The 14891-nt window shown below is 34.7% G+C and carries 9 protein-coding genes; 6 read left to right on the top strand and 3 right to left on the bottom strand.

What is annotated here, in order from left to right:
* Window positions 1-49 precede the first annotated feature (49 nt).
* The 6 genes from PQ462_RS09225 (at window position 50) to PQ462_RS09200 (ending at window position 10062) form a co-directional block, all read left to right on the top strand.
* On the top strand, window positions 50-1153 hold the full coding sequence (locus PQ462_RS09225; RefSeq protein ID WP_274253217.1) for a FecR family protein: 1104 nt from the start codon (window positions 50-52) through the stop codon (window positions 1151-1153).
* Between the two features lie 10 nt (window positions 1154-1163).
* Window positions 1164-4523, top strand: coding sequence for a SusC/RagA family TonB-linked outer membrane protein (locus PQ462_RS09220; protein WP_274253216.1), 3360 nt, complete (start codon window positions 1164-1166; stop codon window positions 4521-4523).
* Window positions 4524-4527: 4 nt separating this feature from the next.
* A complete protein-coding gene (locus PQ462_RS09215) occupies window positions 4528-5988 on the top strand; it encodes a RagB/SusD family nutrient uptake outer membrane protein (RefSeq protein ID WP_274253215.1) in 1461 nt (486 codons plus the stop codon).
* A complete protein-coding gene (locus PQ462_RS09210) occupies window positions 5975-7450 on the top strand; it encodes a hypothetical protein (protein ID WP_274253214.1) in 1476 nt (491 codons plus the stop codon). Before PQ462_RS09215 ends, PQ462_RS09210 begins: the two co-directional genes overlap by 14 nt.
* A 159-nt stretch (window positions 7451-7609) precedes the next feature.
* Window positions 7610-8752, top strand: a complete 1143-nt coding sequence (locus PQ462_RS09205; RefSeq protein WP_274253213.1) for a cytochrome-c peroxidase — start codon at window positions 7610-7612, stop codon at window positions 8750-8752.
* A gap of 659 nt (window positions 8753-9411) precedes the next feature.
* Window positions 9412-10062 carry a VOC family protein gene (locus PQ462_RS09200; RefSeq protein ID WP_274253212.1) on the top strand — a complete coding sequence of 217 codons (651 nt, stop codon included), beginning with the start codon at window positions 9412-9414 and terminating at the stop codon, window positions 10060-10062.
* 54 nt (window positions 10063-10116) lie between these two features.
* Here PQ462_RS09200 and PQ462_RS09195 read toward each other — a convergent pair whose 3' ends face one another.
* The 3 genes from PQ462_RS09195 to PQ462_RS09185 form a co-directional block, all read right to left on the bottom strand.
* Window positions 10117-12108 (bottom strand): heavy metal translocating P-type ATPase, encoded by a 1992-nt coding sequence (locus PQ462_RS09195; protein ID WP_274253211.1) that lies wholly within the window; start codon window positions 12106-12108, stop codon window positions 10117-10119.
* A gap of 233 nt (window positions 12109-12341) precedes the next feature.
* Window positions 12342-13604, bottom strand: a complete 1263-nt coding sequence (locus PQ462_RS09190) for an efflux RND transporter periplasmic adaptor subunit (protein ID WP_274253210.1) — start codon at window positions 13602-13604, stop codon at window positions 12342-12344.
* Window positions 13605-13606: 2 nt separating this feature from the next.
* On the bottom strand, window positions 13607-14887 hold the full coding sequence (locus PQ462_RS09185; RefSeq protein WP_274253209.1) for a TolC family protein: 1281 nt from the start codon (window positions 14885-14887) through the stop codon (window positions 13607-13609).
* Window positions 14888-14891: the final 4 nt, after the last annotated feature.

Raw genomic sequence — 14891 nt, 5'->3', positions numbered from 1 at the left:
TTTATTTCTGAAGTGTACTAACTATAGTGAGACGTTTTAATACTCAAATATGACATCGGAAATAATACAAAAATATCTTTCTAACGAAGCTTCAGAACAAGAAGTTCAGGCACTTTTTGAATGGATTGAAGCATCGGAAGATAATAAAAAACAATTTGTAAAGGCAAAGAAAGCGTGGGTTCTTTCCGGCTTATCTGAAGATATTTTAAGTGATTCTGTTCCATTAATTCAAATGAAACCAAAAAACAGGCTGAAGCAGTACTTAAGTTATGCTGCAGTATTTTTAGTTTTGATTGGGTTAGGAAAAACTATTTTATTATTTACCGATACCTCTAAAACATCAAAAGAAATTGTTCTGGAAATGGGCGACGGCCGTATAGAATATTTTTCTGGAAAAAATCAAACCACTTTGGTAAATGACAAAGGAGATTTAGTGGCCAAAAAATTTCCTGATGAAATCATTTATTTTGGTAAAACTGCTGCTGATAAAGTAGTTTACAATACGCTTACTATTCCGTATGGAAAACGTTTCAAACTTAGACTTTCGGATGGTACTATCGTGAGTTTAAACGCCGGAAGTTCTTTACGTTATCCGGAACAATTTAGCAATAACGGAAACCGAAATGTGTATTTAACCGGAGAAGCTTTTTTTGAAGTGGCCAAAGATAAAGAGCATCCGTTTATTGTAAACGCCAATCAGGTTGATATTAAGGTTCTTGGGACAAAGTTTAATGTGAGCGCTTATCCTGAAAATCCTACTGTTAACAGTACTTTGATAGAAGGAAGCATTCAAATGTCTGAAACTGCCAATCCTTCGAATGTTATTTTGCTTGAACCAAACCAAATGGCAACATGGCAGAATAACGCTAAAAAAATTACCCTCAAAAATGTTGATGTTTCTCTTTACTCGGCCTGGACTAAAGGAGAACTGGCATTTAAAGACACCCCATTTTCTACAATCGCTAAAATTATTCAGCGTACCTACGACGTTGAAATTATCAATCAAAATTCTGATTTGGCCAGACAGAATTTTACTGGTACAATAAATATAAGCGAATCTAGTGTCGAAAACATTTTAGACCTGCTAAAACGCGACACTCCTTTTAACTATTCAATTGAACATAAAACAATTACGATCACCAATCCTCGATAAATAAATAAACATGACATTTGCGATACAACCCGTTTTAAGAAAAATTCTGTTTTTCTTAGCTATTCTCATATCTGGATTTAAAGGATTTTCTCAGAATAGACACATAACATTACATGTAAAAAACAAACCTATAAGCCTAATTATCAAATCTATTGAGGAACAAACTGATTTTAGAATAATTTATAACGCCCGTAAAATCGATGCCGATCAGCTGGCGGATTTAGATGTAAATAATGCCTCCCTTGAAACGGCTTTAAAACAGCTTTTAAAAGATAAAAACATTTCATTTTACATTCAGAAAAAGCAGGTTTTATTAACCAGCTCTACTCCTGATTCGTCTAATTCTGATGTTCAGGAAACAGAAAGATTTATTACCGGAACGGTTTATAATGCTAAAGACAAACAGCCTCTACCGGGCGCAACTATCCGCATAAAAGGAACCGGAATGGGTGCTGTAACTGATTTCAACGGAAAATTTGTTTATCAGTTAAAAGGAAACAATATCCCAAATCTTGTTCTTGAAGTTGGATTTCTTGGAATGGAACCTCAGTCTCAAAAAGCAGACAACAAAAAGGATTTCGTATTTTATCTTCAGGAAACTAGAGACGAACTGAATCCGGTTGTGATTACTTCTTCTTATGGAACTACAAAACTAAAAGAAGAAATCGTAGGGAGTATTTCGACTTTACAAGCAAAGGATATTGCGGTTGAACAGGCTTCTGAAAGTTTTGATAAAATGATTACAGGACAGATTGCCGGTGTTATGGTTGAAAATACTTCTGGCGTTGGCGGTCCGGTTAAAATCAATATTCGCGGACAAGGTACTTTATCTTCTTTAAGCGGTGCTATTACTGGAACTTCATCGCAGCCTCTTATTATTGTTGATGGTGTTGTAATGAGCGAAGAATATGCTATTGACAGTGCCAATTTTAACGGAAACGGCGATTATGCCGAAAATCTGGCCAATCCGTTAATGAAAATTGCCCCAGAAAACATTGAAACTATTTCTGTTTTAAAAGATGCTGCGGCGGTTGGTATTTATGGTGCTGATGGAGCAAATGGTGTAATTTTAATTACAACCAAAAAAGGAAAAAAAGGGAAAACACAATTTGGTTTTTCTAATCAGTTAGGAGTTTCTTCTGCAGTCAATCAAATTAAATATTTAAACGGGGAACAATATACAGAATTGCGAAATGAGTTCATGAAAAACACTACGGCGGGTTATGTTCCAGTTTCTTATAACGGAATAAACACGGATTGGTTTAATATATTAAACAGATCTGGTGTATATAATAAATACAATTTTAATGTTTCGGGATCTACTTCTAAATTTTCATATCGCACGAATGTTAGTTATACAAAAATCGATGAACCGCAGGTAGGAAACGAAACAAAACAATTAAACGCCGGAATTAATTTAGGTTACAACTCAGGTAAATGGGATATTAATTTAATGCTTAATCCTAGTTATGTTCAAAAAGATGCGCCTAATATTTTTTATAGTTTCGCTTACCTTCCAACACTTGCTGTTTACAATGCAGATGGTTCTTATGCCGATTTGGGCGCAAGCGGTTCTGCAAGAGGAAATCCTTTGGCAGCGATTGAGCAAAATAAAAACGAAGCGCAGACTTTTGGTCTTTTAGGAAGTTTGAATTTATCTTATAAACTTAATAAAAATATCAAATTTTCTACTCTATTTGGTATGGATTATACTGATAAAGAGCAGGATCGTTATTTTTCTGCAGCAAATGAAAGCGGCCAGTACAATGCGACTTTTGTTTTAGACGGAATTACATATCCGGCTTGGGGAAGACGTCTTATAAACCAGAGAAATTCTACTAAATGGAACTGGCAGGGACAAGCTTTATTCAATAAACAATTAAATGAAAGCAATGAAATTGATGGAGTTGTTGGTTTTGAATTAGCAGAAGATAAAACAGATTTTAATTATAAATCTGGTGTAGGATTTTTAGAACCTGATCATATCAATAATGTCACAGACGCCATAAGAGATGACAATCCGGATACACCGGAAGATGAATCTAAAAACGGTCAGAGTTACAGAAATGAAATAAGCTACAATTCAAGAGTTTCTTTATTCTCCCAAATAAATTACAACTACAAAAAACGTTATTTCTTATTAGCAAATTACCGTCGTGATCAGAGTTCTGTTTTTGGAGATGATACTGATGTGGCTCATAATGGCGGTTTGGGTGCCGGATGGATTATTAGTAATGAAAATTTTTTAAGCACAAATTCCTGGATTGATTTCTTAAAACTGAAAGCAAGTTACGGATCAACCGGAAATTCTAAAATTGGTTCTTACAGATCAAAAGGAATTTATAATATAAGCCAAAACGGGTATAATGGTTCTATTGGAGCGACTACAGGAGCCGCGCCAAATGGCAGATTAAGCTGGGAAAAAAATACAAAATTCAATGCAGGATTTGATTTTAATGTTTTCAAGAGAGTCGAATTGACATTAGAATATTACTACGATGATAAAAGCAATTTAATTGCTTCAAGAGACATTCCTACAGAAACAGGGTATAGTTCTGTACAATTAAATGCAGCAAGCATGTACAACAAAGGTTTTGAACTTACTACAAGAATAAAATGGATAAAAAGCGATGCTTTTAAATGGACTACGGCATTTAATATTGCCACAATAAATAATAAAGTAACTTATTTAAAAGGTTTAGGCAGTGATTATGCTGAAGCAAATATTGCATTGGCACAAAAAGTAGGTTACAGTACAACAACATTATGGGGCATTAAATGGGCTGGTGTAGATCCAGCAACAGGAAGAGATCTTATACAAAAAAATGGACAGATTTACGATGCTAAAACGTACAACGAGTTATTTACAGTGGCAGACTGGGAACCTATTGGAGACAAACAGGCTGATGCTTACGGAGGTTTCTATAATAATTTTACTTTCTACAATAATCTTACTTTATCTATTAGAGGAGATTATCAAATTGGCGGAAGCTTTATGGCACCAAGTGTTCTTATCGATCAATATAATGTAACATCAAATCGAAATCTTTCTGTAAATGCTTACGATTATTGGAGAAATCCAGGCGACAATGTTTCACAATCTGCCGTTACACTTTCACCAATAATCTCAAACTTAAGCAAATATATTTACGATGCTACCTATATCAGAATCAGTAATATTAATTTAAGTTATAATGTACCTCTTAAAAAGAATACTTTTCTGGATGCTGTTTCTGTTTTTGCAGATGCTACAAATGTGGCATATTGGTACAAAGACAAAAGTCCTAAAGGAATGAATGGAATACGAGAGTATAGTTATATCTATCCGCAGGCAAGAACAATCTCGCTGGGAGTTAATGCTAAATTTTAAGAAAATGAAATATTCAAAATACCTATCCCTATTTTTTCTAATACTTTCATTACTAAGCTGTAGTGACTTTTTAGAGCAGGAACCCGGAACCCAAACATCTGTAGACGAACTTTTACAAAACAAAACAGGGGTTTTGCAGGCACTTACCGGACTTTATACTGAAGTAGAAGCTAATGTAAGACCAGAACGTTATGCTGTTTATGCTGATTTACAGGGAGGCAATTTAAAATTTGGTCCAACAGCAACAGGTGGTCTAAAAGGCCAGATTTCGCCATCGGCAAATGTTGAGCAGCTTTATTCTTTTGACGATGTGGCGCTGTCCAGTAATTTTAAAACATTTTATGATACTAATTATGACATCATAAATCAGGCGAATTTAATTTTAGAATATACTCCTGACCTAAAAGATGCGACTGATGCAGAAAAAAATCAAATAAAAGCAGAAGCTTTAACCATACGAGCTTATGCCCATTTTCTTTTATCTCTTGTTTACTGTCAGGATTATAAATATACGGCTGATGCATCGCATTTAGGAATAATTTATAACACAGAATCTATTAAATCAGGAATACAATATCCGGCCAGAAAAACCCTGGCAGAAACTTATAACTTAATTATTAATGATTTAAAAACGGCTGTTGAAAATTACTCAGACAATTCATTACTTCCTGGTCCCGCTTATTCTTTCTTTAACAGAAAAAATACAAAAGCACTATTAGCAAGGGTTTATCTTCAAAAAGGAGACTGGATAAATGCTTATGAAATGGCAAATGATGTAATTACCAATTCAGGTGCTGCACTAATGAGCAAAGAAACTTTAGTTTCTGAATGGGAAAAACCAGATCTTCCAGTATCAGAAATCCTCCTTGAATTTTCTATTCCGAAAGACACAGAAGGAAATGTTTCATCATCAATGGCTCAGACTTTTGGCTATACTTCAGACATAAACTTTCAAAAATATACAGTATCAAATGATTTAATTGACCTATATGAAAGCAGTGATTTAAGAAAACAATTGTTCTTAACAAAATCACTTTATACAATTATAGGCGGTGTGCAGACTTACCGAGATTACAACTTTACCAAAAAATTTCAGAATAATGCCGGTTATGTCGCTTTTAGACTCAGTGAAATGTACTTGATTCGTGCTGAAGCTGCATTTGAAATCAATAGAGCAGATTTGGCAATGGCAGACATTAATATCATCCGTGCCCGTGCCAATGCATCATTATTAACCAATACAGCCAATTTAAAAGAAAACATCTTTTTAGAAAGAAGAAAAGAATTATGTTTTGAAGGTTTCTTATTCTTTGATATTGCCAGAAATCATAAAGATGTTTCAAGAAATGACGGCTGTATCGCCACAGTTTGCAGTTTGACTTATCCGTCTTTAAAATACGTCCTGCCAATACCAACATACAACACTAATCTTAACCCAAACTTGCAGCAAAATGACTCGTATTAAGATATTCAGTATATTATTTACAGCTCTGTTATATATTTCATGTTCAAAAGATGATTATAAATTAGGTTCAGATATTGATCCTTTTTTAAGATTTAATTTTTTAGTAAAAAGTGATAACACACCTTTAGAATACCCGGCTGTAAACGGAAATCTAGTTCCTCAGTCAACTTATGACAACAAAGCTATAAGAACATTAAAAGTTCCTGTAGCTTTAACAACACGTGCCTTAAAGGGAACTATTACAGCCAATTTTAGTGCCGAAACAAATGGTGCCAGCGACAGTTTCAGCGTAAATCCTGTAAATCAGCTTACTTTTCAAGGCAGTAAATTAACCGATACTATTTATGTGTCATTTGATAAAAGATGGGCTGCAAGTCAAAATATTAAGCTAAAATTGGAAACCGTTTCTGATCCTGATATTCATATTGGAAATCTAAATTCTGCATATCCAAACGATACTTTCAATATCAATTTAGGAACTATCGCTACTAATTATACTTTTCCTGTAACAAAGTACAATGTAAAAGGCGAAATAGGTGAAACAATTGATTTTAAAGTATACTATCCTAATGGTTTTTTCCCGGAAGAAATTGAAAATGCTTCTATTTTTAAGTTCCAAAACGGATTCGAATATTCTTTAACACATGATGATTATGGTGATAACAGAACTTCTGTAAACTATCATTTAACTCTTTTAGAAGATCTTCAAAACGATGATGCTCAATACGAGTCTAAATTAACGTTAATCAATATTCCAAATTATACGGCTACAGGAAATATCAGCTTAACTATTACAAAACCAATAAAAATACCAAGAGATATTCAGGCATATCCAGCATCGAAATTTACAGATCCAACAAATGCCTTTTATCTAACATATGGTGAACATTGGTTTAACAATGGTGCTTGTTCGTGGCAGACTTTCAATGCTCTAACTTTCCCGGTTATTGTTACTAAAGACGATCCTAATGCCATATTATACAGTGATAGAGGAACTACAAACCCAAATGATGATATTTACCACGATGCTTTTAAAATTGGCTTTAACGTTGCCAGCGGAACCAACACTGTAAACTCTTTTGGTTTAAAGAGATGGTTCTCTAACGAAAGCAACTCAGCGTCCATTTCTCCAGGGTTCAACATTACTTCGGCATTGGAGTTTTTCCCTGCAAATGGAAACAGCAAAACTGAAGGAACGGTTCTCGTAATTCCGCAGGACATTACCATTGGATCTGCCGCAACGGCTTCAGTTCCATCAAAGTCACATATCATTGCTATTTCCGGCGAAGGAACTTACAAAGAGATCAGCAATGGTTTATATGAAATTTCATTTGAATTGAAACTAACAAATGACGAACTTTTTGGAGGAACAGTTTCGACACAATACAGAATGTTCAACAACAGAACATATCCAAAACCTGCTGCTTTGAGTATTCCGTGTCCTAAGGAGGTTACGCTTTAAGTATTTAGTCTCAGTCTCAGTTGACAGTCGCAGTTAACAGTCTGGAATCTTTATTCAAGCTTTGTCAAAGTTTAAAACTTTGACAAAGCTTTTGAAGTCTAAGATAATCTGAGACTGAGACTTAAAAACCAATCAAAAAAAAACAAAAAAACAAAAGAATTGAAAAAACTAATCTTCCCTCTCCTATTCCTCGTGAGTTTGACGGCTTATAAAAGCGTTGAACAGCCCGATTATATCGACATACAGGAATTACGAAAAATTTATTCCGGCGGAGATCCTTCAAAATGGTCCGCTGCAGAATTACACGAAAGTGTAGATAAATCGAAATTTCAGGATATTGGCGTTTTGCCTGCTGTTCCTTATCCTGCATATAATCCGTATTCGAAGGAAAAAGAAAGTTTGGGCAAGATTTTGTTTTTTGATCCGAGATTGTCTAAAAGCGGACAGATTGCGTGTGCTTCTTGCCACAATCCAGAATTGGGATGGACGGATAATTTAACGCGCTCGTTTGGTCATGACCGCCAGACGGGAAAACGAAATTCTATGACGATTTTAAATTCGGCATACGCAACCTCTCTATTTTGGGACGGACGAGCTTCGAGCTTAGAAGATCAAGCGCAATTTCCTGTTTCTGATCCTTTAGAAATGAACGAAAAACTGACGATTGCCGTTGATAAAATTGCCAAAATTAAAGGATACAATTCGTTATTTACAGCAGCTTTTGGAGATAAAAAAGTGACTTTAGAGAGAATTCAATATGCGATTGCTACTTTTGAAAGATCCATCAATAGTCCGAAAAGTAAATTTGACCAGTTTGTAAGCGGAAAATCAGATATTTATACTGATCAGCAGGTAAAAGGAATGCATTTGTTCAGAACCAAAGCGCAATGCATCAACTGCCATAATACGCCTTATTTCAGCGATAATCAGTTTCATAACGACGGTCAAACTTTATTTGGTACAAAAAATGAAGATTTCGGACGCTATAATGTGACTAAAGATGTAAAAGATATTGGCAAATTTAGAACACCAACGCTTCGCGAAGTTGTAAATACAAAACCATGGATGCATCATGGGCATTTTCCAACTTTACTGGATGTTGTAGAATTATACAATTTAGGAAATCCGTCTCCTGTTCAAAAGAAATACTTAGGAACAGCAAGAGATTCTTTAATTCCAAAATCAGATCCAATGCTTAGAAAGTTAGATTTGAGCAAAGAAGAAATCAGCGATCTATTAGCTTTTATCGAAACTTTAAGCACTCCGACAAGAAGAATTATGGTTCCTGAAATGCCAAAATAAGTTAGTTGATGGATTTGCATTTGCCTAAAATTTGCAAATTTTCAAAGCCCATTTCTTTACGAAATGGGCTTTTTTATTTTAGAAATATTTATTGTAAAAACTAAATAAACATTATCCATTTCAGCTATTAAATCTTGAGTACTTTTCTTCTTTCTCAACTTTTCTTAAATCGTGAAATATAATCGAGTAATAAAATTGAATTCATAGGTAAAACCCCAGCGGGGTGAAATATTTATAGAATTACAATAAGACGAATAAAAAAAGCTCCGGAGGTGCGACATATTTTTTTTGCAACCTAAATATATGTCGCACCTCTGGAGCTTTATATTGTAAACGTTTATTCTTTGCTACAAATATTTCGCTTCTCCGAAGCTTACAAAAATAGAGCTATGCTTTTGAAAAAGCGATTTTTTTAAACTCAACGATAAATTCAAAAATTTTAAAATGAAAGTTTTTTAGATAATCTTGCAACAATGACTGTTTGTGTTTTTTGTAACTTTATTAAAACATTTAAAAAGATGCAATTTAACTTCAGCCAATACTTATTTACTATGCTTTCATTGATGTATAAAATAGCGTCGCATCGTTGATATCACAGGCATTTTCTAAATTTGTTTATCACTCAAAAGAAGCATTTTCTTTTAATAAAAAATACCATTATGAAAATAGATCAGATTCAAATCAAAACAAACGATATACAAAAAACGAAAGCATTTTATCAAAATGTATTAGGCCTTTTTATTCTGGAAGAAGATAAAAAATGGATTACTTTTAAGGCGGGAACTTCTATCTTAAAATTTGTCGAAGATCTGCAGTTTAATTCCATTTACCATTTTGCTTTTAATATTCCCGAAAATCAGGTTGAAGAAGCCATTCAGTGGTCTAAGGACAAAGTAGATTTAATTGTTTTGGAAGATAAAAGTGTAGTTACTCATTTTGAAAACTGGAATGCACATTCTCTTTATTTTTACGATCACAATGGCAATCTGCTGGAATTTATTGCCAGACACGATCTCGAAAATGAACAGTTGGGAGAATTTAAGCCTGAATCTATTTTAAGTATAAGCGAAATAGGAATTGTTACCGAAAACCCTCTGGAACTGGGAAATCAATTAATCGAAAAACATGGATTGCATTTCTTTTCTCAAAATACCAATACTGAAAAATTCTCAGCCATTGGCGATCACGAAGGTTTATTAATACTTGTGCAGCCTACTAGAAATTGGTATCCAACACAAATTCCTTCTGAAAGTAATCCAACGATAATTACATTAGAGAATAATGAAAATATAATTGAATTAAAATTTTAAAACCAAAAAGCCCAATTCAAAATGAATTGGGCTTTTGTTGTCTATATTGATGAATTAAAACTTCATTCTCTGAATTCGTACCGCATTCAAAATCGCTAACAGCGCTACTCCAACATCAGCAAAAACAGCTTCCCACATTGTGGCAAGTCCGCCCGCGCCAAGGATTAAAACAAAAGCTTTTACAACAAAAGCCAGAGTAATATTCTGCCAGACAATTTTTTTGGTTTGTTTTCCAATGTTAATCGCCATTGCAATTTTACTTGGTTTATCATCCTGAATTACAACATCGGCAGTTTCTATGGCAGCGTCGCTTCCTAAACCTCCCATTGCAATTCCTACGGTACTTAAAGCAATTACCGGCGCATCATTTACACCGTCTCCTACAAAAGCTACCGTTTCGTTTTTGGCTTTAATTTCGTTTACTTTATTGACTTTATCTTCCGGAAGCAAATCTCCAAAAGCGTTTAAAATTTTAAGTTTATCGGCTACAAACTGAACGACATTAGTTTTGTCGCCGCTGAGCATCGTAACTTTTACACCTAAAGATTTTAGTTTAGAAACTGTTTCTTGAGCATCTGCTTTAATTTCATCGGCAATGGTTAAATAGCCTGCAAACTTTCTTTCGTATGCTATGGCAATTGTGGTATAAACTACAGAAGACGGATCAACATCATACGAAATATTAAATTTATCAAGAAGTTTGAAGTTTCCAACATGAAGCTCTTTTCCGTTTATTTCAGCCTTTAAACCGTGGCCTGAGATTTCTTCTACATTATTCAATTCAATTGATGAATCAATTGTTCCAACATGATTATGAATTGCGGTTGCTACGGGATGCGTACTTTTTCCTTCTAAAGCATTAACTAGTTTCAGAATTTCCTCTTTATTAAATTCAGGTTTTATAATCACTTCCTGCACTTTAAAAACACCTTCGGTCATTGTTCCGGTTTTGTCCATAACCACATTTTGAATGGTCGAAATACTGTCCAGAAAATTACTTCCTTTAAACAAGATTCCGTTTTTACTGGCAGCACCTATTCCTCCAAAATACCCCAGCGGAATACTAATAACCAAAGCACACGGACAAGAAATTACCAAGAAAACCAAAGCTCTGTACAACCAGTCGCTAAAAACATAATTATCAACAAAAAGCATTGGCAGTAAACAAATTCCAATAGCAAGATACACTACAATTGGCGTGTAGATTTTAGCAAATTTGCGGATAAAAAGCTCTGCAGGTGCTTTTTTAGTGGTTGCATTTTGTACCAGCTCTAAAATTTTAGACAACTTACTATTGTTATAAGCGGTTGTTACTTTTACCTGTGCAATTGTATTTCCGTTTATCATTCCGGCCAGAACCGTATCTCCTTTCTTTTTAGTATCAGGTTTGCTTTCTCCAGTTAAGGCAGCGGTATTAAACGAAGCCGAATCTGAAAGCAATTCGCCGTCTAAACCAAGTTTTTCTCCTGCTTTAAGCTGAATAATGGCTCCAATCTGAACGTCTTTTGCCTTAACTTTTGTAACAATATTATTTTCTATAATATTAACCTCATCCGGACGCTGGTCCAGTAAACTTTTAATATTCGATTTTGCTTTACTAACCGCCATTCCCTGAAAGGTTTCACCTATCGTATAAAACAGCATAACGGCAACACCTTCAGGATATTCGCCAATTGCAAATGCGCCTATTGTGGCAATACACATTAGGAAAAACTCTGAAAAAACATCGCCTTTTACAATGCTCTCATAAGCTTCTTTCAAAACCGGAAGCCCAACCGGAATATACGCAATAACATACCAGCCGATTCTAACATATCCCGTAAACCAATCCTGCGGAAAATAATTATCTAAACCAATTCCGATTAGTAATAAAATGAAAGATATAATAGAAGGCAGGAACATTTTAAACAAGCTTCCCTCTGCACCATGCTCATGATCGTGATCATGTCCGTCATTATCTGAATGTACAGGTTCGTCATGCGAACAACAGCAGGAAGGTTTGGCTTTAGTTTTTGTATTTTTTATTTCTTTATCTTGATGTATCATGAGAAAGTTTCATGTTTAAAGTTTCAGATTCTGGAAACTTATTTTAATAATGCTCTAAATTTAATCAATTTGCAGCAAATGGTATAAGCAAAGTTTGTTTTTAATCTCGCTTATTTTACCGCTAAGGCACTAAGGTGCTAAGTTTTTTTTGAGAATGAAAATTAAACATTCATTTGTCATTTCTAAAAAAACTCAGCACCTCAGGATCTTAAAATATCAGCACCTTAAAAAAATCAATGTTCATGCTCTCCTCCGCCTTTCATTGCCGAAAGCAGGTAAAAAGCCCCTTTCGTAACAATTTTTGCCTGAGAGTCAATCTTATCCACGAACTTAACTTCTGTAAAACCTAAATCTGTAGTTCCGGGAACGACTTCAATGGCTTTAAAATGAATTTCTTTTTCGTGAGTTTCTTCTTTTTCCCCTTCTTTATGCTCGTGTTTTTCTTCTGGATGATTTTCTTCTTGTACAAAAACAAAATATTTATCAGCATTTCGAACAACGGCATCTTTTGGCAATGCCGGAACTGTTGTGTTTGTAATATTAATATTTGCCGAAACATACATTCCCGGGATCAGGCCTTTGGCATCGGCAGGATCGATTTTCGCATGAACAGCAACGGTTTTACTTTCGTTAGAAAATGATTTATTGATTCCGAAAATCTTTCCTTTAATCGATTTGTTAGACTGATTCGTTAATACAAAATCGATCACCTGACCAATAGAAATCGAACCTAAATCTTTCTCATACACATTTAAATCTAAATGCATCTGGCTGTTATCTGTTACTTCAAAAAGCGAAACTCCTGTGTTTGCAAAAGCGCCTTTGGCAATATTGATTTTCCCAACAAAACCACTAATAGGCGAAACAATAGGCACAACCGATGTTGTTCCTTTTGTGTTGACATGCAAAGCATCTAATTTGTTTTTTGCTGCCTGCGCACGGGCTCTTTCTGCTGCTAATTTGGCTTTTACTTCCTGAAAAGTCTTTCTTGGATTTACATTTTCATCACTCAGCGTTTTCTGGCGGTTGTACTCTAATTGCAGGTATTCTACATTGGCAGCTGCCGACTGGTAATCTTCCTGCATGCCAATAACTTCAAGATTTTGAATCGTTGCCAAAACTTTCCCTTTGTTAACGAATGTTCCTTCCAATACATAAATATCTTTCACCGTTCCGCCAATTAGAGTCGAAAGCTCAGCTGAATTTTGCGGAGGAACTGTAGTATAACCATTTGCTTTGATCACTTTATTAAGATTGCGGTCTTCTACAATGCCCGTTTCAATTCCGACTGTTTTGTATTGAGATTCGCTTAAAGCCACTTCTGTAGTTTCTTTTTCTTCTTCTTTTGTTTCTTCAGCCTTTTTTTCGTTACAAGCGATTAAGGTAACCGCAAAGATTCCAAAGGTTCCGCAAAGCACGCTAAGTTTAATTTCCTTGCGAACTTTGCGATTTTTCTTTGCGAACTTTGCGGTTAAATAACTAGATATATTTTTCATGATTAATTATTTTTGATAGTTGGAAATTGAAGTTCGACAGCACTTTGATTATAACTGTGTGTTACTTCTGCAAATTGTTTTTTTATATCGATCGCCTGATTTAAAAAGCTTATATACGACCAATAACTCATATCGCCGTTGGCATAACTCTTTTGAGCTGTTTCAATAATCTGATTGGCGTATTGCAAACCTTCATTTTTATAATAATTTAGATTTTTCTGCTGTTTTTTAAAATTGTTTAGTAATTCCTCTTTTTGCAGATTCAGAATAATTTTATTTTTATCTAATGCCAATTGTGACTGCGAAATACTGATTTCTGCCGCTTTCACCTTTGCTGTATTTACCCCTCCAAATAACGGAATCTGTAATCCTGCTGTAAATCCCTGAAACAGCGATTCTGTATTAATAGTCTGTGCAAAATAACCTAAACCTAATTTTGGTGTACGATTCGCTTTAAATGTGCCCGCTTCTTTTTGATAAACCGAAATTTGCTGCTGATAAAAATCGGTCATTAAGCTTTCTGCTTTCGAATCCTTATTTTCTATAAAGGGATATTGCAGTGAAGTCGTTTCATCCGGAACGATGTTTTCATCGGTCTGAATAAAAAACTGAAGTTGTTTTTGGTAAATCGCTAAATCGTAATTTAGTTGTTCTTTCTGCGTTTCGATTTCCTTTACTTTAGCTTTTGCACTTATAACTTCAATATTCCCGCTTTCTCCGGTTTTAAATCGAAGTTCGGCGTTCTTTAGAAATTTGGTATAAATCTCATTTAGTTCTGAGTTTAATTTTTGAATTGAAACTCCATACAAATATTGATAATAAGCCAGAGTCACGGCTTTTTCCAATTCATAAGATGATAATGCTTTTCGTTTTTCGGCCAGTTTGGCGAGTTCTTCCTGTAATTGTCTATTGGCTTTTGTGACATTTCCCAGCGGAAAAAACTGCTGTATCGAAACATTATGATCAAAATCAACACTGTTAAACTGTCCGCCCTGATACTGCACCTGCAATGGATCCGGCTGAAAAGCAGTTTTCTTTAAAATGTTTTGTCGTTCGATTTCTTTATCAGCAATTTTTAAATCGATGTTGTTTGATTTGGCTAATTCTATTGCTTTTTCTAGACTTATGGTTTGCTGTGCAAATGTTGCTGTATTTGCTAATAGAAATGCACTTAACCACAAAACCTTATTTGCCGATAGCAACTCATTTAACCGCAAAGTTCGCAAAGGATGCGCAGAGTTCGCAAAGGTTATCTTTCTTAAACTGTATAATAAATTTTTCATTTTC

The sequence above is a fragment of the Flavobacterium sp. KACC 22758 genome (assembly GCF_028736135.1).
Classification (GTDB): Bacteria; Bacteroidota; Bacteroidia; order Flavobacteriales; family Flavobacteriaceae; genus Flavobacterium; species Flavobacterium johnsoniae.
The sequence above is the reverse complement of the archived record's forward strand: the minus strand, read 5'-3'. Positions and strand labels throughout refer to the sequence as shown.